Consider the following 21202-nt stretch of genomic DNA (forward strand, 5'->3'; position numbering starts at 1 on the left):
TTCTCCTTTGATACGATTTAGGGGAAACGTTTCCTTACTATTTATTTTAATGTAGGCTTATTGAATCTATCTAAATGAATTATTAACAAAGTATTAACTCTGTTCAATGATACTTCTGCTCTTCCCGTTCTGTTCGCTTTATCTTATAATTTACTATATCTACCATTCCTTTAATGAGGTGAAATTTTTTGAACGAAAATCAAGATAGACAGCGTGAAGTAGCATCTTCTGATCTTAACCCTCCGCACCAATCTACACCCTCTTTTAGCCGTAGAAAACTGCTCTCTTCAATTGGCGCCGCAGGTTTAGCTTTTGTAGCAGGAGACATCTTCACAACTAGCTTAACTGCTCAAGCAGCATCTCCTTCCACACTTATTTATAATGTCAAAGATTTCGGAGCCCGCGGCAACCGACGCTACGATGAAGACGATGCTCCTTTCATCCAAAGCGCAATTGATACTGCTGCTCTATCAGGAGGCATCGTTTACATCCCGCCAGGCATGTACTTCCTCAAGATACCCTTACGCGTGAGCGCGAACATAACCTTAATGGGGGCCGGCAGCAGCAGCATCCTTCGGTCATCCACTCATAAATTTGGTCTACTTAATTTATCTGCGGTTCAACATGTACATATCCAGGGGTTATCCTTCCAAGGAATTGGATCCTTCGGAAATGCCTCGGTTCCACGCATTGAATGCGGAATTGCACTCGACCAAGCTACCGACATTACCATTACAGATTGCACCTTTTCGATGATTGATAATGGCATAAAATCCGTTGATTCTAACCGAGTAGTTGTCGAGAACTGTACCTTCGATAACATCATCGGAACGCTGGATTACGATACCCAAGGTTATGGCATCTGGTGCAGTAATGGTAAGAATCATCATTTTGTGCAAAATCATTTCAACATGTTGTTTCAAACGTGTATCACTTTGACCAATGGCAGCAGTCGTTCTGTCATCGCGAGAAATCGCATGCAGAAATGCTATCAGTCTGGCATTGACCTTATCTCTGGTCCCAAAGAAGAACCGTGTCAGTTTAATACCCTTTCCGATAATATCATTGAGAATTTTATGAATTCAAGCGGAAATAAAGGGTATACCTTTGGCATCCGCCTCAAGGGTCACTGCATTTCCAATATGATTACTACTAATATTCTAAATGATATCGATGATATTGGTATTCAGTTGGTGGGACAAGCGGACATTCAACAAAAACGCCCTCATCGCAATATCATATCCAATAATCAGCTCCAGGCTATAGGTAATAACGGTATTGTCCTCATTAATGCTTATGCTAATCAAATTCGTCAGAATTCTATTCGCAGTTGTAAAGCAGATGGCATTTTACTCGCTGTCGAAGGCAAAGATAGCGGTTCGTACTCGGATAACAATCAGTTAACGGGTAATAGCCTAAACACCTGTACCAAAGCACCGATCCGCATCTCGGATGTTAATTGCCGAGAAACCATCCTCTTTGGCAATGTGGGTTCAGGCAATGGTGAGAAAATTTTCGATAAAGGCACAAATACAACCACTTCTACCTTATAAGAAAACCTTTATCGAGGCCATTCAAAGATGAACGACGCGTTTAATAGGAGACTTTGATCCCCGACCTAAGATCCCTATATTAGGTTTTTTATCGCCAATAATAAAGCAAAAAGGCCACACAACCCATTAGGTGTGCGGCCTTTTATATCTCGTTATTTCTGATAAACTCGCTTCTCCGATATCTTCCCATCCGCAAAGAAAACGAGCTGCACATAGTAACCAGGTTGATTGGATATCTCGAACTCATACGTTTTCTTTCCATTCTCATCTTTAACCAGCTTGCCTTTGGATCCTGTCAGTTTTACTACGTCATCGTAGGTGCCTGTCATACTTATTTTATCGGCTTGTTCCTTCGTTATCTTAGGAAGCGGCTCATCCTTCGTCGCATTGTCGCCGGCCTTTGGTGTCGCAGTAGCTGTCCCCCCCGTTGTTGGACTGCTTGTCCCGTTCGGCGTCGCAGAAGCCCCTGGAGAAGGCTGTACAGTCACTCCGGCAGTTGGACTTGCTATGCCCCCCTCATTCTTCTTGGAGCACCCTGTAACGACCACAGACAGCACCAGAAGCATCATCACCCAAATTCTCATATCGTTCTGCCTCCTCATTTTACCTATGCCTAGATATGGGGTTATTTTGCTTCCTTTCCTTGCCTTTTATTCCCTACCTACAAAAGCAAAAGAGCCCTCTACGTCTTCATAGACGTAAAAAGCTCTTAATTTGTTTCACGACCTTGTTCCATTAGAGTACGGAATGAGTGGGAGTCGAACCAACACAGCTCGCGACGCCTTAACATACTCTAGATGTGCGCGGCAAATAGGCATCTGCACCGTGTCCTATAGTTATTCACCTACATATTGTATAAAGGAAAGGCGACCAGTTTGGAATAAATAATATCTCTTCATAAGGAGTGAATCAAATGGCATTTATGCCGCCTCTATCTCAAGGAGCAACCTCAAAACCACAGTCTCCTCCGCCTATGTTTGTCCCAGCAAAACCTTCTACATCCTATATAATTGACTGCCAATATCAATACACTTATGTGTGGTTATGGACTGGAGAAAACTTTTGGTTTTACCCAACTCGGGTTGAATATGGTGAAATTTCAGGTTATCGATGGAATGGCGCATTTTGGATGTTTTACGGATTCGATTCAAACTTAATTGATGCTGTTTCGTGTCCTCCAATTCCAACTCTATACTAAAAGTCAAAATCGCACTAAACAAAAAAGGAACAACCGCCTTGAAATTTGCTCAGGCATTTGTTCCTTTTTGACTTATATAAAAACTCCGTTTTGACAAAACGACATATATTATTTCCATGTCCGGATCAGTCAGGTACTTTTCCGATGAAATTTTCTCGTTTAGAGAAATAAAAAAAATGGCTCAGTCCTAGAGCCACTTACTTTAAAGCTTGTACGGAAAGAGTGGGAGTCGAACCCACGCACGCCTCGCGACGCCTAACTGATTTCGAGTCAGCCCCCTTGGACCACTTGGGTACCTTTCCATGAAAAGCGAGAACAGGACTTATTGTATCAAAAAAGTCAGGCTCTCGCAAGTGTTTTTCCTGAACCCTTTAGGAGGACTCTTCTTGTATCTCTGTATTGGATCGGAGTACCTTTTTCAGCTTACTTTCGAACTTCGTTCTCGGCACTAATACACTGTGTTTACATCCTACACATTTGATCCGAATATCCATACCCATCCGAATGATTTCCATTTCATTGGTGCCACACGGATGGGGCTTTTTCATTTGAACAATATCGCCAAGTTGATACTGCTTCTTCTCCATTCGTCTGCCACCGCCTTTTCCGAATTTATGGACATAATCTTTGTGGGTTATAGCACTTCTATTTGTGTGATATTAAGTTGCTTCTTAATCTCGATATTTAGAAGTCTAGTGACATTAAATTGTCTTGTCGGCTTGCACTCCGCAATAATACGAATTTTCAAATCCGTCGTACCCACCATCTGAACACCAAGCACCTCAGGTTCTTTCACAATATCATCGGTAAGCAGTTGAACATGCTTTACCGTTTCCTTGAGGATTTCCGTGGCTTTATCAATATCCAAATGAAGAGGAATCGTCACATCAACTACGGCCAGTGAATTGTAAGTGGAAAAATTGGTGACCTGTTTGATATTCCCATTCGGAATAATATGCACTTCACCGGTCCAACTTTTAATCCGGGTTACTCTAATCCCGATTTCTTCCACTGTACCTTTGAATGAATCAATCTGAATGACATCCCCCACTCCGAATTGATCCTCAAAGATGATGAAGAAACCTGTTATTACATCTTTGACCAAACTCTGTGCCCCGAAACCAATCGCTAGTCCGAGTACACCTGCTCCAGCTAGTAAAGGACCTATATTTAACCCCACTTGCCCTAGTATCAGCATTATGCATATGAGATTGATCGTGTAAGCTATTAGATTATGTATGAGACTTCCTATTGTGTTCGTTCTTCTTCTATCAAATTTCAACGGAGACTTATCTCTTGCTGAAATCATATGCGCAATTGTTTTATCAGCGATTTTTATGCAAATTTTAGCTACTACATAGATTAATATAATTTTAACAACAATCCAAAATATCGAAGCTATCATTTCCGGTTTCGTTATATGTTCGTGTATCCATTGACCTAAATCTGTAAAAAACCTAGTTACAAAGGCCATGTGCAGCCCCCCTTAATTTCATTCCATCGTAACATATTTATCGTCATTTTTAAAATAGATGCCTCTTATTTCAACACTTTCAGAATGAATAATGTCTCTTACTTGTTCTAAATTCTCTCCCGGAAATTCGATAGACAGTGCGCAGCCCGCAGTGATTTCTTTCGGAGTTGGTCTTATATCGATCTCGATATCTGCATACTCTAGCAGCATTTCTGCCCTCAGTGCTTGTTGAGTAGAATCGAACGCTAGCAACATGATTGAAAGTTTCAGGGAAAACCCCCCTCTTCTACGTATAAATGTCCCTATCTCTCCATATACTAGTAAAAAAAGTAGTAACATTTGGAGGGATACGATGAAATTCCAATTTGGTTTCGATGGAGTGAAAAATACGGTTCTAGAACCACTGAAGATTCAACACACAGATGCCGATACTCCTTATCTTCTCTCAAAGCATTTACACACCATTTTTAGCAAACTACCAACCTATCAACCAATCGTTGTCATATGTGTAGGAACCGACCGTTCAACTGGTGATTCCTTAGGACCATTAGTTGGTTCTCATTTGAATCGAACGACCAACCTCCGCAACCTCCATCTTTTCGGTACTTTAGATGAGCCTGTCCATGCCATGAATTTAGCTGAAACCGTGGATAAAATCAACAACCAGTTTCAAAACCCCTTCATCGTTGCCATCGATGCTTGCCTTGGTCAAGTATCCAGCGTAGGCTGCATTCAGGTTGCAGATGGACCTCTTAAACCGGGGGCCGGTGTTAATAAAGATTTGCCACCAGTTGGTAACATCCATGTAACCGGAATTGTAAATGTTGGTGGATTTATGGAGTATTTCGTCCTACAGAATACGCGGCTTAGCTTAGTTATGAATATGGCGAATATTATTGGCGATGCTCTACATTCAGCTTTGCGTCGCACGCAATCTTATACACCTAATGCTACGGCTGCTTTAAAGTTTGATTAATCGCTTCTTTTTCTTCAGGGCTTAGCGTATAGGTTGATTGTGCATTCTGAATTGGCTTAGCATATAAATACATTTGCTCGCGGCTATGTATTCCCGTTAGAATGACTCCATCTTGATAATCATCTACTATAGCAATTGTAAAACTTAAATCACTTCCACCTTCATTGAATGCATTATAGCGATGAATCGCGATTTTTGATTTTGTCTTCATCAATGCTTGACGAATCGTTTCAACCTTGGCTGAAGTCGCTATTGATTCGGCCTTTTGCTCGTTCAATCCTTTTTGCATATCAATAATGAGTTGTTCTACATTCTCTGCTTTTGAGCCGTTCATCATTTGTGTATATTGTTTACGCAACGAAGCTAATTTAATGGATACAACTAATATGAAAATAAATAGCACAACGATTAATGTGAAACAAGCTAATACGATGACCCCACCATCAAGGCCAAACAGTTCCCCCATGATCTATCCCTCTTTCTACTTCGCATACTGCGTTTGAATCTCTTTTACAGCATCAATCAACGTTTCCACTTCATGATCCGTTGTGAAATAGCCAATACTCGCTCTTACTGCACCTTTAGCTAAAGTTCCAGCAGCTTCATGCGCAAGCGGCGTGCAATGATAACCTGAACGGACGGCAATTTGAAAAGATTGATCCAGGATAAAGGCTACTTCCGATGAATCCGCATCGTTAATATTAAAGGAAACAATTCCTGTTTTATTTTGTCCAAGCGTCGGCCCAAGAACCGTGACTCCTTTAATTCCCAGTAATCCTTCCATCAAGAGCTGAGTTTGACGCCACTCTTTATCATGAATCTTTTCTACGGTTTCAGCTAAGACAAATTTCACGCCTTCATTCAGTCCCGCTATTCCAACTGTATTTTGTGTCCCAGCTTCATAGCGATCTGGTCGCACGGTGGGTTGGTGTACGGCCTCCGATTGACTCCCTGTACCTCCATGTAATAGCGGCTCTAAATCAATGTCCGGATGAATGTATAAACCACCAGTCCCCTGAGGCCCTAGGAGCCCTTTGTGGCCCGGAAATGCCAACATATCAATATTCATACTCATCACGTCAATTGGCAGTATACCGGCACTCTGAGCTGCGTCTACGAGCAGCCTAACGCCTTGTGCACGACAGATGTCTCCTATTTCACCAACTGGCATAATAGTTCCCAAAAGGTTAGAGCTATGATTAACAACTACAAGCGTTGTATTGGGTTGGAATGCCTTCTTCAACTCATCTAATCGAATATTACCTTGTTCATCACTAGGGATATACGTAAGTTCAATCTGAGCAGTGGACTTCAAATATTCAAGCGGTCTACGCACGGAGTTATGCTCGATATTAGTGCATATCACGTGATCTCCAGCTTTTACGAATCCTTTGATTGCTTGATTCAGCGCATGGGTTGTATTTAATGCAAACGATATATCATTAGGATTTCTTATCCCAAATAAACGCGCCATATTTTTACGAGTCTCAAATAATATCCTACTGGCTTTCACTGCCATCTGATGGCTGCCCCTGCCGGGATTGGCTGCGAACTCATGCATACATTGCATCATAGCATCCATAACAGCTGGCGGTTTTGGCCACGAAGATGCGGCTTGATCAAAATACATAACACCCTTCATTTTGTCACCCTCTCTCATGGATAAACGGCTCTCGCCGTCCTTAAAGACGAGCACGCTTGATAAGCTTGTGCGAAGCACGTTAGTTGTAAACTTACTCATCAACTCATAAATATAGCATACCTTAGTTTGATCTTTCAGTTCGAAAGAAAACCATCGGTATGCTATCTAATTTTAAGAGATTTTACCTTGAAGTAATTCTAGCAGACGGTTTAAATCGTCTTTGGAATAATAGAGAAGTTCAATCTTACCTTTATCCTGCTGATTTTTGATTTTCACCGTCGTGCGGTAAATATCTCTCAACTGATCTTCGGCTTGATTAATGTATGGATCTCTATTCTTTTCTTTTTGCTTACTTCTTTCTTTTTCTTGCCCAGGTGTCTCTTCTAACGTTTTCACAGCTTCTTCAAGCTCACGTACACTCCATTGTTTACTGATGGTCGTTTCAGCGAGATCTTTCTTCACCTTATCGTCCTTCACACCCACAATGGCTCTAGCATGTCCCATTGATAATGTTCCACGTGAAACATATTGTTTAATGGATTCAGGCAGTTGCAGCAATCTCAGAAAGTTAGCAATATGCGATCTACTCTTTCCAACCTTCGCAGATAGCTCTTCTTGTGTTAGAGAAAACTGATCAATAATACCTTGGTAAGCAAAAGCAATTTCCATCGCGTTGAGATCTTCACGTTGTACATTCTCAATCAAAGCGATTTCCATGACTTGTTGATCCGAGAAGTTTCTTTCAACAGCAGGAATCGTCGCTATCCCTGTTACTTGAGAAGCACGGAATCTCCGCTCACCCGCAATGATCTCATATCCTTTGAGAACTTTACGAACAATAATCGGTTGAATAACACCATGTTCCTTAATTGAATCTGCTAACTCTCTAATACTATCTTCATTGAAATTTTTTCTAGGTTGATAAGGGTTTGCTCTCAATTGGGATAATGGAATTTGGATAACTTTATCACTTTCATCAATATGTAAAGAAGTAATTAAAGCATCCAATCCCTTACCTAAACCTTTAGAAAGGCCTTTGGTCATACAGAGATCACTTCCTTCGCAAGCTCTAAATACACTTCCGCGCCTTTTGATCTAGGATCATACGTAATAATGGATTGTCCATGACTGGGCGCTTCACTTAAGCGAACATTTCTTGGAATAATCGTTTGATATACTTTTGTTTGGAAGTATTTTTTGACTTCTTCAATAACCTGTATACCAAGGTTAGTTCTAGCATCAAACATAGTCAATAAAACACCTTCAATTTGAAGCCCTGTATTAAGATGCTTTTGAACTAAGCGAACGGTATTGAGCAGTTGGCTTAATCCTTCAAGCGCATAGTATTCACATTGAATTGGGATAATGACAGAATCGGCAGCAGTTAATGAGTTAATGGTTAGAAGGCCTAGTGACGGAGGACAATCAATAAGGATGTAATCATATAAATGTTTCACTAACTGGAGGGATTTCTTTAACCGTACTTCTCTTGAAATCGTTGGAACAAGTTCTATTTCAGCCCCAGCTAACTGTATCGTAGCAGGTACTATTTTGAGATTTGGAACATTTGTTTCAACTGTTGCATCTTTGGGGTGAACGTCATTAATTAGTACATCATAAATACAATTAACAACATCCGCTTTGTTTACACCAATACCACTTGTTGTATTGCCTTGCGGGTCGATGTCAACGAGAAGCACCCTTTTCCCTAAAGAGGCTAGGGAAGCACCTAAATTCACAGAAGTTGTCGTCTTACCGACGCCACCCTTCTGATTTGTTATTGCAATTATTTTAGACAAAACCATTTCACCTCAATCGCTTATGTTCCAAATGCCATACTAAAGCAGTACTACTATCTTAACATATCTATGAGCGAGTTACCTTATCAATATTTGATAGTTTATGTCCATAAGAAGCAAAAAAACGGCTTGCGCCGTTTAAGGTAGCAATAAATGCTTTATTATCGTTTAGGAATCTTAATTATAATTTCGTAATGATCATCATGATCTTGCTCAGACGTATTAATATTCAAACCAGAACTCGAAACCATCTCTACGGATTGACGAATCGTATTTAAAGCTAAACGAACATCCTTCGTAAATGAGACGCGACGAGATTTCTTTAGCTTAGTAGCTTCCTTCAAAAAATTAATTTTAATTTCTGTTTGCTTTACGTTGAGCTCTTTGGCGATAACTTCTTCGAGAACTTTTACTTGCAATTCTTCTTGATCAAGCGCCAATAACGCTCTGGCATGACGTTCAGTAATTTTACGTTCCATTAATGCCATTTTAACTGGCTCGCTTAGATGCAATAATCGAATCTTATTTGCAATCGTTGATTGGCTTTTACCAAGACGCTGCGCTAAGCTTTCCTGTGTTAAATCATGCATCTCTATTAACTGTTGATAAGCTGCTGCCTCTTCTATTGCAGTAAGTCCTTCACGCTGTAAATTTTCAATAAGAGCAATAGACGCTGCTTGAGAATCATTGAAATCACGTACAATCGCAGGGATTGTATCCAGACCAAGCTTTTTAACAGCTCTTAGACGTCGTTCACCGGCAATTAGCTCGAACGTGTTGTTTTTAACTCTGACAACGATGGGTTGAATGATCCCATGTGTGCGAATCGTTTGCATGAGTTCATCAATTCGATCATCATCAAACAATAACCTTGGCTGATACGGACTTGGAATAATGCTATTCACCGATATGTTCTTGACCTCGTCAGTCGTTGATCGATCTGTTAGGCCAAATAGCTTTGAAATTTGTTCTTTCATAGGAAAACTTACCACCAACTCTTCCCGTAGTTTAAGCGACCAAAATGATCCAAAGATAGACGACCTCTTCGTCCTACACAAGGATAAACGGCACCTTCGTCCATTATGGACGGTTGCGTTTGTCAAGGTTGATGCGAAGCAAAAGTGTAAACCTAATCTTTCTTTTCAACGAACGAAAACATTTTGTTAATATTACGTCGAAGTGTGACAAGTGTAATCTCTTGAAATTACTAATAAACTAGGTTAAATTCACTCTATTATTAATTCAACATAGAGTCTGTATTTCCTTCTATTTGACAGTCGGATCCATGTAAATGTTTCACGTGGAACAAATTCACAATTTGATTAAAGGCTCTTTCAGCGGGATACCCGCCTTTCTAGGATACTTAGCTGGAGTAGAAGCTAATTTCTGAATCTCCACAAAATGCCGGATCGATTCCTCGATCGGTAACTGCATTCGATTCACCTTGACTACCTTCCCTCTCAACTCTGCTAAACTGAATGATGCCTCGCTGAGTTCCTCATCAATCTCTGAACCTTTCATCGCAATGAACGTGCCGCCTTTCTTAACAAAAGGAAGGCAAAATTCATTTAGAACCTGCAATCGTGCAACAGCTCTAGCAGTAACCAAATCAAATTGATCTCGATATTTAGGTAATCTAGCAATGTCCTCTGCTCTACCATGAACACATTCGGTATCCGTAAGCCCGAGTTGCAAAACTAACTCTCTCAAAAATAAGATACGTTTATTCAAAGAATCCACGATCGTAATTTTAAGATGTGGAAAAGCGATTTTCAAAGGAATACTCGGAAATCCAGCTCCAGAGCCAATATCTGCAACGGATGATACTTGTCCCACATTATAATTAAAAGAAACAGAAAGAGAGTCATAAAAATGTTTTAAATAAACCTGATCTCTCTCTGTAATACCCGTTAAATTCATTTTCTCGTTCCACTCTACAAGAGTCTTGTAATACAACTCAAATTGATCTAGCTGTAGTGAAGAAAGAGCAATGTGTTGTTTATCTAATAATTGAACAAATTGTTGTTGAATAGGATCCATGAATTAACCTCTAGCCGCAATGACTCTGTTGTAGTGTTCCAAATAAACGAGCAGGATAGAAATATCCGAAGGTGTAACGCCGCCGATACGAGATGCTTGCCCAATAGATATCGGACGAATTTTAGCTAACTTCTGCTTAGCTTCCGTCGCAATCCCGTGTATTTCGCTATACTCGATGTCATCCGGAATTTTCTTTTTCTCCATCTTACGCAAGCGTTCAACTTGATTGCTTTGTTTTTCGATATAACCAGCATATTTCACTTGAATTCCTACTTGTTCTTTCATTTCATCATCAAGCTCAAGTGGAGAAGGAGTCATTTGTTCAATATGTTTATATTCAATCTCAGGACGGCGAAGCAGCGAAATGGCTGGTACAGAATTGTTCAACTGCACACTTTCCAAACTCTCTAACAATTCCTGCACATGAGGCTCAGGTTTAACCTTCACGTTAGTCAAACGTTCAATTTCTTGATCTATCAAAGCCTTCTTATTTAGAAATGCAGCGTATCGTTCGTCTGAAATAAGCCCGATATCATGACCAATTGGCGTTAGTCTTAGGTCAGCATTATCATGGCGAAGAAGTAAACGATATTCAGCGCGTGATGTTAGCAGACGATAAGGTTCATTCGTCCCCTTGGTTACAAGATCATCAATCAGAACACCGATATATCCTTCCGATCTATCCAGAACGATAGCTTCTTTTTCTAGAACTTTACGAGCCGCATTAATACCAGCCATAACCCCTTGGCCAGCAGCTTCCTCGTAGCCTGATGTTCCATTAATTTGTCCAGCAGTGAATAATCCACTTACCAATTTCGTCTCCAAAGATGGTTTCAGCTGAGTAGGAACTACCGCATCATATTCAATAGCATAACCGGTACGCATCATTTCCACTTTCTCTAATCCAGGGATCGAGCGCAAAATACCCAATTGAACATCTTCCGGCATGCTCGTTGATAACCCTTGAACATAATATTCCGAAGTATTACGTCCCTCTGGTTCTAGAAAGATTTGATGCTTAGGTTTATCAGCAAATCGAACGATTTTATCCTCAATAGATGGGCAATATCTTGGTCCTGTTCCTTCAATAGCCCCCGAGAACATCGGTGCACGGTGTAAATTAGAATTAATAATGTTATGCGTTTCCTCAGACGTGTACGTTAACCAACATGGCAGCTGCTCATTACCACCAATCTCAGCTGCTTTTGTCTCAAATGAGAAAAATTTAGGCTCATCATCACCAGGTTGAATTTCAGTTTTGCTAAAATCAATTGTATCCTTGTGAACGCGAGGCGGTGTCCCTGTTTTGAACCGAACAAGATCAAATCCAAGTTTACGTAAGGATTCCGATAATTTAACAGAAGGTTGTTGATTATTGGGTCCGCTCTCATACATCAGCTCGCCCATAATAACTTTCCCTCTTAAATAAGTACCTGTCGTTAACACGATGGCTTTGGAATAATATTCAGCGCCTGTTTTAGTGATGACGCCTTTACATACACCGCCTTCAACAATGAGCTCTTCAGCCATACCTTGACGTAACGTCAAGTTTGGAGTCGCTTCAATTGTTTCTTTCATTTTATGTTGATAAGCAAATTTGTCCGCTTGAGCGCGCAGCGCATGTACCGCGGGGCCCTTGCCTGTATTCAGCATTCTCATCTGAATATACGTTTTGTCGATGTTACGACCCATTTCCCCACCAAGCGCGTCAATCTCTCGAACAACGTGGCCCTTCGCAGGACCACCAATAGATGGATTGCAAGGCATGAATGCGACCATGTCTAAATTAATCGTTAATAAAAGCGTATTACAACCCATGCGTGCTGAGGCCAGTGCAGATTCACAACCTGCATGTCCGGCGCCGATGACAATAACATCATAATCACCTGCATGATATCCCATAATAAACGTCCCTCCCTCTTTTATGAAAACGCAAATGCTGTCGTTTTCATTTTCCTAAGCAAAATTGTGTAAATATTTGATCGATCAAAGATTCTCCTACGGAATCGCCAATAATCTCTCCAAGCTGCTCCCAGGCTGCTCGAATATCAATTTGTATCATATCAATAGGTACATATTGTTCATTAGCATCAAGTGCATCTTGTAACGAACGTTTAGCTTGCTTCAATAGCGAAATATGACGAACATTACTAACATACGTCAAATCACTTGATTCTAGTTTACCCTCAAAGAAAATTGCCGCGATTGCTTTTTCTAAATCTTCAATACCTTTATTCTCAATCAGTGATAACTCAACAATACGTTCATGTGGAAAATAACTCAGAACCTGTTCGATATTCAGCTTTCTACTTAAATCCGTCTTATTCAAAATGACAATCGTCTGCTTATCCGCTAATTGTTTCATAAGCGCAATTTCATCGAATTCAAGCTCTTCATTACTATTCAGAACTAACAAAATGAGATCCGCTTCAGCTAAGGCAGTCTTCGAACGCTCAACTCCGATTTGTTCAACGAGATCTGACGTTTCCCTAATGCCTGCAGTATCAAGCAGCTTCAAAGGAATACCGCCAATATTCACGAACTCCTCAATAACATCCCTTGTTGTACCTGGAATATCCGTTACAATTGCGCGATTCTCCTGCGCTAATTCATTGAGAAGTGAAGATTTGCCGACATTTGGCTTACCAACAATGGCCGTTTCAATACCTTCTCGCAATATCTTCCCTTGCTCAGCGGTTACCAAAAGACGGTCAATTTCGAGCATTACCCTATCACATTTGGTCTTTATGAAAGTGTTCGTCATTTCTTCTACGTCATGCTCAGGATAATCAATATTAACTTCCACGTGAGCCATCAATTCCACTAATATATAACGTAAATGTTTGATTTGTTTCGACAAATTTCCTTCAACTTGCTTCAAAGCTACCTTGAAAGCTCTATCCGATTTGGCCCGGATTAAATCGATTACCGCTTCAGCCTGGGTCAGATCGATCCGACCATTCAAGAATGCCCGCTTCGTGAACTCACCGGGTTCAGCTAACCGAACTCCCTGCTGCAGCAATAGATCAAGTACCTTCTTCACAGAAACAATGCCCCCGTGACAGCTGACCTCCACGACGTCTTCCATCGTAAATGAACGCGGAGCTTTCATTAACGTAACTAGAACCTCCTCTACCTTTTGGGCAGAAGCAGGTTCTATTATGAATCCATAATGTACCGTATGCGTCTCAGCAACAGATAATTTCGTTTTAGAGCGGAAAATACGTTCCACGAGTGGAACCGCTTCGTCTCCGCTCACACGAATAACCGCTATCCCACCCTCACCAAGCGGTGTAGAAATAGCAGCAATCGTATCATTTAACATAGTATTTACACCTCGAATTTACCTCATCTTAAAGAAAAAGCAATGACATGATCAAAGTCATTGCGGTAGCGTTATTTGACAGCGATAACCACCCGACGGTTCGGTTCTTCGCCTTTACTGTATGTTTTTACAACTGGATGTCCCTGTAATTCGGCATGAATAATCTTTCGTTCTTGAGAATTCATGGGCTCAAGAATCACTTCTTTTTTAGACTTAATCACACGATTGGCGAGTCTAACTGCGAGCTCCTCCAACGTCTTCTTACGTCTATCCCTGAAATTTTCCGCATCTAAGATAATACGAAAGTGAGAATTCGCATACCGGTTTGCAACGATATTCACCAAATACTGCAAAGCATCCAGTGTTTGTCCTCTTTTACCGATGAGAATACCTAATTCAGAGCCACTCATATTCAAGATATAGCCTTCACGATCTTTACGCGTATCTATGGTGATGGAAATCTGCATCGCTGTGAACATATCTTGTAAGAAAGCAATGGCTTCCTCAAGTGGATCTGGAATCAATTCAAGCTCTACTTTAGCTTCTTTGGTACCAATAAATCCGAACCACCCTCGAGAGGGTTGCTCCAAAATATGAATGTTTACACGATCCTCGGAAACTTGCCATTGAGATAAACCGGATTTAACCGCTAGCTCAATAGTCTTTCCAGTCACCACAATTTTTTTCATTTGGACAGGCCACCCTTATTTTTTTGCGCCGCTTTTTGCGATGCAGGAGAACCATAAATAAAGTAAGACTGAATGATTGTGAAGATGTTACCGAAAATCCAGTAAAGCGGAAGTGCTGCTGCGAAATTCATGGACATCACGAAAATCATAACTGGGAAAATATATAATAAGCTTTTCATTTGTTGATTCATTTGGGAAGACATAAACATTTGTTGAACGAATGTCGTTGCCGCGGCAATCAACGGAAGAATGTACAGGTGATCCGGTTGTCCAAGATTCATCCATAGGAAAGTATGTTCACGGATGTGGTCATTACGCATAATCGCTTGATAAAGAGCAATCAGAATTGGCATTTGAACAATGATCGGGAAACATCCTGCTAATGGATTCACACCATTTTGCTGAAACAGCTTCATTGTTTCTTCCTGCTGTTTCTTCGCATCATCTTTATACTTTTCTTTGAGCTTCTTCATCTCTGGCTGTAGATCTTGCATCCGTTTGGAACTTTTATACTGCTTAAGTGTAAGCGGCAAAATAATTAAACGAATGATCAAGGTAACGACCATGATGGATAATCCGTATTGACCCCATAAATGATCAGCGAACCAGTCCAGCGTCATAGAAAGCGGGTACACAAAATATTTAACGAAAAAACTTGCGGTATTCGGATCAATAGGTGCCATAGCTGCACTTGACGGACTGCATCCGGACAGTAATAAGATCAACGCTGAGAGTGAAGCTAGCATATAAATTCGACGAGTCAAAATGAGATCCTCCTAAATATCTTTTCCATCATAAACTATAACACATCTTCAGCTCGCAAGGAAATATTACGTTACTTTTTAATGACATCATTTCTTTTTAATAAAGAAGCTTTGCGTATCACATGCCAGATACTTTTCTCCATCTCGGCATAGTCCATTTCAACAACTGGTTTTCTAGCCAATAAGATGTAGTCATAATGTGGCGTCATATTCTCTTTTTTCAGCCGGATAATTTCCTTCATCATTCGTCTGAGCCGATTTCGTACGACAGCATTGCCAACCTTCTTGCTAACAGACACACCGAGTCGAAACTGTTCCAATTTAGGTTGAGGCAAATAATATAGAACGAATTGATGATTGGCCATCGACTTCCCATACCGATATACCTTATTGAAGTCTTCTCTTTTAGCTAATCTATATATTTTTTCCACGATTATGTACGCTCCAGACAGATGACTCCAAGATTAAATTTTGTTTTTATACAATATTAGTTAGCTTATATAGTTTTAACAGAAATATCCCCATATAAACCATCCAACAAAATGCAAAAAAAAAAGCCCCTTCCGGAGCCTCATTTTTACGCGCTAAGAATTTTTCTTCCTTTAAGACGACGAGCTTGTAGAACTTTACGACCGTTCTTCGTGCTCATTCTTTTACGGAAACCATGATTCTTCTTACGCTTTCTCGTATTCGGGTTAAACGTCGGACCCATCTATAGCACCTCCCTACCTGAGGATATCCATCCTACAAAATTTCTACTACTCATTAAATCATTTCTACAGCAGAAAGTCAACATACCCGAGTGTACAGGTGAAGAAGACATTTTCTCCATAAATATAAAAAAAGAACAACCTGTGTATAAAATTTCACCTCTCCACAGAGAAGCTTGTCGAAAATTAACATAATATCAACAATATCTTGTGTTGTGAACAAAATCTATGCACAACTTGTTGTAAATGTGGATAATATCAAACAATCCGTTGATTAACAAGTAATCTTTTGATAAGATGATAATGTTTCTGTTGTGGATAGACACCACTAACTCTCCGACTTATCAACAACCTGTGGATAACAATGTGCACAATTTTCCCTCTACAAGAATAAGTCATTTCAGCCGATCCTTAGTAATGTGGATAAAATCGACAAAAATCGTCCTTTCTTGACCGCATCAGACATAAAGGTTCTTTTCGTTGTTAACCGCACAAGCTATATACAGATTTCGATTAAGCCGAACGTTTAATGTGAATTGCTTATATTCGAGATTTTACAATAAAGCTTTATAAACCGAACATATCTTTACTGGCCTTATGCCACATGTTTGATTTCAAAGGAGTGAATTACTGTGGAAGGCCATTCTACGGACTTATGGCAGCAAATTTTAACAATTATTCAAACCAAACTCAGTAAACCAAGCTTCGACACTTGGCTTAAATCAACCAAAGCGACAGTATTCAATGATTCAACTGTCGTTATTTGTGCGCCTAACAATTTTGCTCAGGAATGGCTCGAAAGCCGTTATACCAAGCTAATTGAAGGAACCATTTATGACTTTACGGGTAAACATGTTTCTGTGAAATTCATCATTGAAACGGAAGAGCAGAAATCTCAGTCAACAGCGGTTCAACCAGCTGTTATTCCACCTAAAGGTCCTGCGATCGTTACAGGTGAAGAAAATTTCACCAATATGATGAATGCCAGGTATACATTTGATACGTTCGTTATCGGATCCGGCAATCGATTCGCTCATGCTGCATCCTTGGCTGTTGCCGAAGCACCAGCTAAAGCTTATAATCCCCTCTTTCTTTATGGAGGAGTTGGTTTAGGTAAGACACATTTAATGCATGCCATTGGCCATTATGTGTTAGAACATAACCCTGGGGCACGTGTTTTATATATTTCATCAGAAAAGTTCACGAATGAATTTATTAATGCGGTCCGTGATAACCGCGGCGAAGGATTTCGTAATAAATATAGAACGATCGATGTACTATTGATTGATGATATTCAATTCCTCGCTGGTAAAGAAGGTACGCAGGAAGAGTTTTTCCATACATTTAATGCGCTTCATGAAGAAGGCAAACAAATTATTATCTCTAGTGACCGGCCGCCCAAAGAAATTCCAACCCTGGAAGATCGGTTACGCTCGAGATTTGAGTGGGGATTAATTACAGACATTCAGCCCCCAGATTTAGAAACACGCATAGCCATTCTTCGCAAGAAAGCGAAAGCAGAGAATCTTGAAATTCCGAATGAAGCGATGATCTATATCGCGAACCAAATTGATACGAATATTCGTGAGCTTGAAGGTGCTTTAATTCGAGTTGTTGCATATTCATCCCTTATTAATCAGGATATTAGCGTGCATCTAACAGCCGAAGCATTGAAAGATATTATTCCATCGAATCGACCACGGGTCATCACGATACAGGATATTCAGCAGCGGGTTGGAGAATTCTATGGTTTAAAGCTAGAGGATTTCAAAGCCCGTAAACGAACAAAAGCCGTCGCATTCCCTAGACAGGTCGCGATGTACCTGGCACGTGAGCTGACGGACTTCTCTTTGCCGAAAATCGGAGATAATTTTGGTGGTCGTGACCATACAACGGTTATCCATGCCCATGATAAAATATCACAACAATTAAAAGTAGATCAGGATCTTTACAAGATCGTTCATAATCTGACAGAACGCATCAAGAACCCCTCTTGATAACATTTAATTTTGGGTGAGCCTATGCACAATCTATTCACATGTGGATAGGCTTGATTTATATAAGGTTCATCCACATATCCACATATCCAGAGCCCCTACTGCTATTACTAATAAAGAATGTTATTATATAATGATTATGCTAACGCAATGAAAAAAAGAACCACAGGAGTGAAATCATGAAATTAACGATCCTAAAAGACCATCTCATTGAATCCATTGGTCACGTTTCCAAGGCCATATCCTCTCGTACAACCATACCTATCCTTACAGGGATCAAAATAGATGCAACCTTAAGCGGTGTAACCCTTACAGCAAGCGATACAGATATTTCGATTCAAAGCTTTACCCCTAGTGAAAATGATAAGATTAAAATTATTGAACTATTTCAAGCCGGTAGTGTCGTTCTTCCAGCCAAATTCTTCGTTGAAATTATTCGTAAACTACCTGCACAATTAATCGAAATTGAAGTAAGAAATAACTTTCAAACGATTATTCGTTCTGGTTCTTCTGAGATTCAAATCATGGGGCTCGATCCAGATGAGTATCCGCTGCTGCCTGAAATTGAAGAAAGTAAAATGCTTCGTTTGCCCAGCGATTTGCTGAAAACGATGATAAAGCAAACTTCATATGCCGTATCAACAAATGAATCGACGCCTATTCTTACGGGTGTGCTCTGGAACATCTCAGGTGATAAACTGAAATTTATTGCTTGTGATCGTCATCGACTCGCTAGTAGAGAAGTAACGGTTGATAATGATAATGCTCATCAACTACCTAACATTGTTATCGCAGGCCGAACTCTGAACGAATTAAGCAAAATTTTGCCTGATCAAAACTCCCTTATAGATATAGTTATTTCAGACAATCAGGTTTTATTCAAAATTCATTCAATTTTGTTCTATTCTCGCATTTTAGACGGAACTTACCCGGATACATCGAAGCTGATTCCGCAATCCTTTCAAACCGAAATGGTTGTACCAACCAAAGAATTAGCTGAAGCCATCGACCGTGCTTACTTACTTTCCAGAGAAGATAAGACAAACATCGTGAAAATGATGATGCTTGAAGACCAGACGATTGAGATTTCTTCAAGTTCTTCCGAACTTGGAAAAGTAACGGAGCAAATTAACCTGCAGCATATTGCCGGTGAGTTACTCAAAATCTCATTTAACTCCAAATATATGCTCGATGCGCTTAAAGTTCTTGATTCTGAGTTCATTCACATCGGATTTACTGGAGCTATGCAGCCAATCATCATGAAACCACAAGATTCCACAAACATTCTGCAGCTTATTTTGCCGTATCGAACAACGAATTAAGGAGTGCGCTATATGAAACAGATCCCCATAAATACGGACTATATTACACTTGGACAGTTTCTGAAATTATCGGACTGTATATCCACAGGTGGACAAGCCAAATTTTTTGTTGTGGATACAAAAATTGAAGTGAACGGACAAGCTGAAAATCGTAGAGGCCGGAAACTCGTGCCGCAAGATGTGGTAACCGTGGAGGGTTTCGGACAATTCGAAGTCGTTAGCTCCTGATCGGATTAACCCAGGAGGATGGCCACCCATGTTTTTGAATAGACTCGTACTCAGTCATTACAGAAATTATGACCAGATTGAGCTAACAACGGATAGCAATGTGAATATATTCGTTGGACCTAATGCCCAGGGCAAAACTAATTTATTGGAATCAATCTATGTAATGGCCATGACGAAATCACATCGCACCCATCAGGATAAAGAATTAATTGGCTGGAACGGTGAGCAGACGCAGCTGCATGCGGAAATTCAGAAGCGATATGGGAGCTGTAAGCTGGATCTCTCCATTTCAACCAAAGGTAAAAAAGCGAAAATCAATGGCCTCGAACAAAAGAAGCTTAGTAACTTTATCGGTGCTTTGAATGTGGTCATGTTTGCTCCGGAAGACTTGGAGATCGTCAAAGGAACTCCGGGTATTAGAAGGCGTTTCCTTGATATGGAGATTGGCCAAGTACAGCCCTCCTATCTGCATGATTTATCGCAATATCAGAAAATTTTGGTGCAGCGGAACAATTATTTAAAGCAATCTTTTCCAGGAAAAACCGCGCCAGACGCGATGTTAGACATTTGGAATGAACAATTAGCACAGTATGGTGTTAAAATTATGAAAAAGCGTCAAAGCTTTATTAAGAAGCTACAACAATGGGCGGAAACGATCCATAGAGGGATTACGAACGATAGTGAGGAGCTACTTATTCGCTATTCCCCCTCTTTTGACATGACACCGTTTGAAGATGAATCTGTTTTATTAGACCAATTTATGATAAAGTTATCATTGGTTAGAGATCAGGAATTCCGAAGAGGTGTTACGTTAGTGGGCCCTCATCGTGACGATCTTCTTTTTTACATCAACGACAAAGAAGTCCAAACGTATGGATCACAGGGTCAGCAGCGAACAACAGCGTTATCACTTAAGCTTGCAGAAATAGAGCTTATTCATGAGGAAGTTGGCGAGTATCCCCTATTATTGCTGGATGATGTGCTATCCGAGCTTGATGAGTATAGACAAACACAACTGATCCGTACATTTCAGCAGAAAGTCCAAACTTTTATTACAACAACAGGTCTAGAAAGTGTCCATTTGGATCAACTGGATCATGCTTCCGTGTTTCATGTTTTGAAAGGAAATGTAAGCGGCAGGAGCTGAGGAGCATGTTTATTCATTTGGGTGGAGAGAAAATTATTAGAGCATCCGAACTGATTGCTATTTTCGATATCTCGATCGAGAAATCTTCCAAAATATCGAAACAATTCATACAGCAAGCTTTAAAAGATAAAAAAACAGAACAAATCGGCGAAGAAGATTGCAAATCACTCGTTGTTACGAAGAGTAAAGTGTATTATTCTCCAATTTCCTCTACTACGCTCAAGAAAAGAGCGCATCAATTATTAACGAATTAACCTTTTCTCCCCACATAGGAAAGAAATAAGATTTCTGCATGCCGAAATCAGCTTTCTTATTGGCGAATATACTGTCCTCTAAGC

24 protein-coding genes and 1 tRNA gene are annotated in these 21202 nt (G+C 40.3%); 8 read left to right on the forward strand and 17 right to left on the reverse strand.

What is annotated here, in order from left to right; genetic code table 11:
- Positions 1–188: 188 nt before the first annotated feature.
- Positions 189–1553 carry a right-handed parallel beta-helix repeat-containing protein gene (locus tag ASG85_RS04785; protein ID WP_060645515.1) on the forward strand — a complete coding sequence of 455 codons (1365 nt, stop codon included), beginning with the start codon at positions 189–191 and terminating at the stop codon, positions 1551–1553.
- Between the two features lie 152 nt (positions 1554–1705).
- Here the strand turns inward: ASG85_RS04785 and ASG85_RS04790 are convergent, their stop codons facing one another.
- Positions 1706–2137, reverse strand: a complete 432-nt coding sequence (locus ASG85_RS04790; protein WP_060645516.1) for a hypothetical protein — start codon at positions 2135–2137, stop codon at positions 1706–1708.
- Positions 2138–2466: 329 nt separating this feature from the next.
- Between ASG85_RS04790 and ASG85_RS36775 the strand changes: the two genes are divergently transcribed.
- Positions 2467–2751, forward strand: a complete 285-nt coding sequence (locus ASG85_RS36775) for a transporter (protein ID WP_082562261.1) — start codon at positions 2467–2469, stop codon at positions 2749–2751.
- Between the two features lie 214 nt (positions 2752–2965).
- Here the strand turns inward: ASG85_RS36775 and ASG85_RS04795 are convergent.
- From ASG85_RS04795 to ASG85_RS04810, 4 genes are all read right to left on the reverse strand, one after another.
- Positions 2966–3053: transfer RNA gene (locus ASG85_RS04795), tRNA-Ser, on the reverse strand.
- A 69-nt stretch (positions 3054–3122) separates the two neighbouring features.
- Positions 3123–3338, reverse strand: a complete 216-nt coding sequence (locus tag ASG85_RS04800; protein ID WP_029196148.1) for a DUF951 domain-containing protein — start codon at positions 3336–3338, stop codon at positions 3123–3125.
- Between the two features lie 47 nt (positions 3339–3385).
- Positions 3386–4225, reverse strand: a complete 840-nt coding sequence (locus ASG85_RS04805; RefSeq protein ID WP_060645517.1) for a mechanosensitive ion channel family protein — start codon at positions 4223–4225, stop codon at positions 3386–3388.
- 18 nt (positions 4226–4243) lie between these two features.
- Positions 4244–4480 (reverse strand): DUF3343 domain-containing protein, encoded by a 237-nt coding sequence (locus ASG85_RS04810; RefSeq protein ID WP_057304396.1) that lies wholly within the window; start codon positions 4478–4480, stop codon positions 4244–4246.
- 97 nt (positions 4481–4577) lie between these two features.
- Here ASG85_RS04810 and yyaC point away from each other — a divergent pair, with 97 nt between their 5' ends.
- Positions 4578–5201, forward strand: a complete 624-nt coding sequence (gene yyaC, locus ASG85_RS04815; RefSeq protein WP_060645518.1) for a spore protease YyaC — start codon at positions 4578–4580, stop codon at positions 5199–5201.
- Here yyaC and ASG85_RS04820 read toward each other — a convergent pair.
- The 12 genes from ASG85_RS04820 to rpmH all read right to left on the reverse strand — a co-directional run bounded on the left by ASG85_RS04820 (position 5176) and on the right by rpmH (position 16172).
- The gene (locus ASG85_RS04820) at positions 5176–5667 is read right to left on the reverse strand and encodes a DUF4446 family protein (protein ID WP_060645519.1); all 492 of its coding nucleotides are present in this window, start codon (positions 5665–5667) and stop codon (positions 5176–5178) included. The genes yyaC and ASG85_RS04820 overlap by 26 nt on opposite strands.
- Positions 5668–5682: 15 nt before the next feature.
- The gene (locus ASG85_RS04825; RefSeq protein WP_060645520.1) at positions 5683–6843 is read right to left on the reverse strand and encodes an aminotransferase class V-fold PLP-dependent enzyme; all 1161 of its coding nucleotides are present in this window, start codon (positions 6841–6843) and stop codon (positions 5683–5685) included.
- 171 nt (positions 6844–7014) lie between these two features.
- Complete coding sequence (locus ASG85_RS04830) at positions 7015–7887, reverse strand: ParB/RepB/Spo0J family partition protein (protein ID WP_060645521.1); 873 nt, start codon at positions 7885–7887, stop codon at positions 7015–7017.
- Positions 7884–8642 carry a ParA family protein gene (locus tag ASG85_RS04835; RefSeq protein WP_047684031.1) on the reverse strand — a complete coding sequence of 253 codons (759 nt, stop codon included), beginning with the start codon at positions 8640–8642 and terminating at the stop codon, positions 7884–7886. The genes ASG85_RS04830 and ASG85_RS04835 overlap by 4 nt, the downstream gene beginning before the upstream one ends.
- Before the next feature lie 161 nt (positions 8643–8803).
- Positions 8804–9619, reverse strand: a complete 816-nt coding sequence (noc, locus tag ASG85_RS04840) for a nucleoid occlusion protein (protein ID WP_057304391.1) — start codon at positions 9617–9619, stop codon at positions 8804–8806.
- 334 nt (positions 9620–9953) lie between these two features.
- On the reverse strand, positions 9954–10682 hold the full coding sequence (gene rsmG / locus ASG85_RS04845) for a 16S rRNA (guanine(527)-N(7))-methyltransferase RsmG (protein ID WP_060645522.1): 729 nt from the start codon (positions 10680–10682) through the stop codon (positions 9954–9956).
- A gap of 3 nt (positions 10683–10685) precedes the next feature.
- A complete protein-coding gene (gene mnmG, locus ASG85_RS04850) occupies positions 10686–12584 on the reverse strand; it encodes a tRNA uridine-5-carboxymethylaminomethyl(34) synthesis enzyme MnmG (protein WP_057304389.1) in 1899 nt (632 codons plus the stop codon).
- A 46-nt stretch (positions 12585–12630) separates the two neighbouring features.
- Positions 12631–14007: a tRNA uridine-5-carboxymethylaminomethyl(34) synthesis GTPase MnmE gene (gene mnmE / locus ASG85_RS04855; RefSeq protein WP_060645523.1), complete on the reverse strand. Its 1377-nt coding sequence runs from the start codon at positions 14005–14007 to the stop codon at positions 12631–12633.
- Between the two features lie 71 nt (positions 14008–14078).
- Positions 14079–14696 carry an RNA-binding cell elongation regulator Jag/EloR gene (gene jag, locus ASG85_RS04860; RefSeq protein WP_057304387.1) on the reverse strand — a complete coding sequence of 206 codons (618 nt, stop codon included), beginning with the start codon at positions 14694–14696 and terminating at the stop codon, positions 14079–14081.
- Positions 14693–15460, reverse strand: a complete 768-nt coding sequence (yidC, locus tag ASG85_RS04865) for a membrane protein insertase YidC (protein WP_414858674.1) — start codon at positions 15458–15460, stop codon at positions 14693–14695. The genes jag and yidC overlap by 4 nt, the downstream gene beginning before the upstream one ends.
- 71 nt (positions 15461–15531) lie before the next feature.
- Entirely contained in the window at positions 15532–15891 is a 360-nt protein-coding gene (gene rnpA, locus ASG85_RS04870; protein ID WP_057304386.1) for a ribonuclease P protein component, read from the reverse strand.
- Positions 15892–16037: 146 nt separating this feature from the next.
- Positions 16038–16172, reverse strand: coding sequence for a 50S ribosomal protein L34 (gene rpmH / locus ASG85_RS04875; RefSeq protein WP_029196162.1), 135 nt, complete (start codon positions 16170–16172; stop codon positions 16038–16040).
- Positions 16173–16802: 630 nt separating this feature from the next.
- Here rpmH and dnaA point away from each other — a divergent pair.
- The 5 genes from dnaA to remB all read left to right on the forward strand — a co-directional run bounded on the left by dnaA (position 16803) and on the right by remB (position 21118).
- Positions 16803–18167 (forward strand): chromosomal replication initiator protein DnaA, encoded by a 1365-nt coding sequence (gene dnaA / locus ASG85_RS04880; RefSeq protein WP_057304385.1) that lies wholly within the window; start codon positions 16803–16805, stop codon positions 18165–18167.
- Positions 18168–18346: 179 nt separating this feature from the next.
- A complete protein-coding gene (dnaN, locus tag ASG85_RS04885) occupies positions 18347–19489 on the forward strand; it encodes a DNA polymerase III subunit beta (RefSeq protein ID WP_060645524.1) in 1143 nt (380 codons plus the stop codon).
- Between the two features lie 12 nt (positions 19490–19501).
- Positions 19502–19717, forward strand: a complete 216-nt coding sequence (gene yaaA / locus ASG85_RS04890) for a S4 domain-containing protein YaaA (protein ID WP_047684005.1) — start codon at positions 19502–19504, stop codon at positions 19715–19717.
- A gap of 28 nt (positions 19718–19745) precedes the next feature.
- On the forward strand, positions 19746–20864 hold the full coding sequence (gene recF / locus ASG85_RS04895; protein ID WP_047684002.1) for a DNA replication/repair protein RecF: 1119 nt from the start codon (positions 19746–19748) through the stop codon (positions 20862–20864).
- A 5-nt stretch (positions 20865–20869) separates the two neighbouring features.
- Positions 20870–21118 carry an extracellular matrix regulator RemB gene (gene remB, locus ASG85_RS04900; protein WP_047683999.1) on the forward strand — a complete coding sequence of 83 codons (249 nt, stop codon included), beginning with the start codon at positions 20870–20872 and terminating at the stop codon, positions 21116–21118.
- Positions 21119–21202: the final 84 nt, after the last annotated feature.

The sequence above is a fragment of the Paenibacillus sp. Soil724D2 genome (assembly GCF_001427935.1).
Taxonomy (GTDB): domain Bacteria; phylum Bacillota; class Bacilli; order Paenibacillales; family NBRC-103111; genus Paenibacillus_E.

Excerpts from the sequence above, each read along its gene's own strand:
- yaaA (WP_047684005.1), top strand. The coding sequence starts at position 19,502 with ATGAAACAGATCCCCATAAATACGGACTATATTACACTTGGACAGTTT.
- mnmG (WP_057304389.1), bottom strand. The coding sequence starts at position 12,584 with ATGGGATATCATGCAGGTGATTATGATGTTATTGTCATCGGCGCCGGA.
- ASG85_RS04790 (WP_060645516.1), bottom strand. The coding sequence starts at position 2,137 with ATGAGAATTTGGGTGATGATGCTTCTGGTGCTGTCTGTGGTCGTTACA.
- ASG85_RS04805 (WP_060645517.1), bottom strand. The coding sequence starts at position 4,225 with ATGGCCTTTGTAACTAGGTTTTTTACAGATTTAGGTCAATGGATACAC.
- recF (WP_047684002.1), top strand. The coding sequence starts at position 19,746 with ATGTTTTTGAATAGACTCGTACTCAGTCATTACAGAAATTATGACCAG.
- jag (WP_057304387.1), bottom strand. The coding sequence starts at position 14,696 with ATGAAAAAAATTGTGGTGACTGGAAAGACTATTGAGCTAGCGGTTAAA.
- ASG85_RS04820 (WP_060645519.1), bottom strand. The coding sequence starts at position 5,667 with ATGGGGGAACTGTTTGGCCTTGATGGTGGGGTCATCGTATTAGCTTGT.
- noc (WP_057304391.1), bottom strand. The coding sequence starts at position 9,619 with ATGAAAGAACAAATTTCAAAGCTATTTGGCCTAACAGATCGATCAACG.
- ASG85_RS04800 (WP_029196148.1), bottom strand. The coding sequence starts at position 3,338 with ATGGAGAAGAAGCAGTATCAACTTGGCGATATTGTTCAAATGAAAAAG.
- ASG85_RS36775 (WP_082562261.1), top strand. The coding sequence starts at position 2,467 with ATGGCATTTATGCCGCCTCTATCTCAAGGAGCAACCTCAAAACCACAG.
- mnmE (WP_060645523.1), bottom strand. The coding sequence starts at position 14,007 with ATGTTAAATGATACGATTGCTGCTATTTCTACACCGCTTGGTGAGGGT.
- rsmG (WP_060645522.1), bottom strand. The coding sequence starts at position 10,682 with ATGGATCCTATTCAACAACAATTTGTTCAATTATTAGATAAACAACAC.
- ASG85_RS04830 (WP_060645521.1), bottom strand. The coding sequence starts at position 7,887 with ATGACCAAAGGCCTTTCTAAAGGTTTAGGTAAGGGATTGGATGCTTTA.
- yyaC (WP_060645518.1), top strand. The coding sequence starts at position 4,578 with ATGAAATTCCAATTTGGTTTCGATGGAGTGAAAAATACGGTTCTAGAA.
- dnaN (WP_060645524.1), top strand. The coding sequence starts at position 18,347 with ATGAAATTAACGATCCTAAAAGACCATCTCATTGAATCCATTGGTCAC.
- remB (WP_047683999.1), top strand. The coding sequence starts at position 20,870 with ATGTTTATTCATTTGGGTGGAGAGAAAATTATTAGAGCATCCGAACTG.
- ASG85_RS04825 (WP_060645520.1), bottom strand. The coding sequence starts at position 6,843 with ATGAAGGGTGTTATGTATTTTGATCAAGCCGCATCTTCGTGGCCAAAA.
- ASG85_RS04810 (WP_057304396.1), bottom strand. The coding sequence starts at position 4,480 with ATGTTGCTAGCGTTCGATTCTACTCAACAAGCACTGAGGGCAGAAATG.
- rpmH (WP_029196162.1), bottom strand. The coding sequence starts at position 16,172 with ATGGGTCCGACGTTTAACCCGAATACGAGAAAGCGTAAGAAGAATCAT.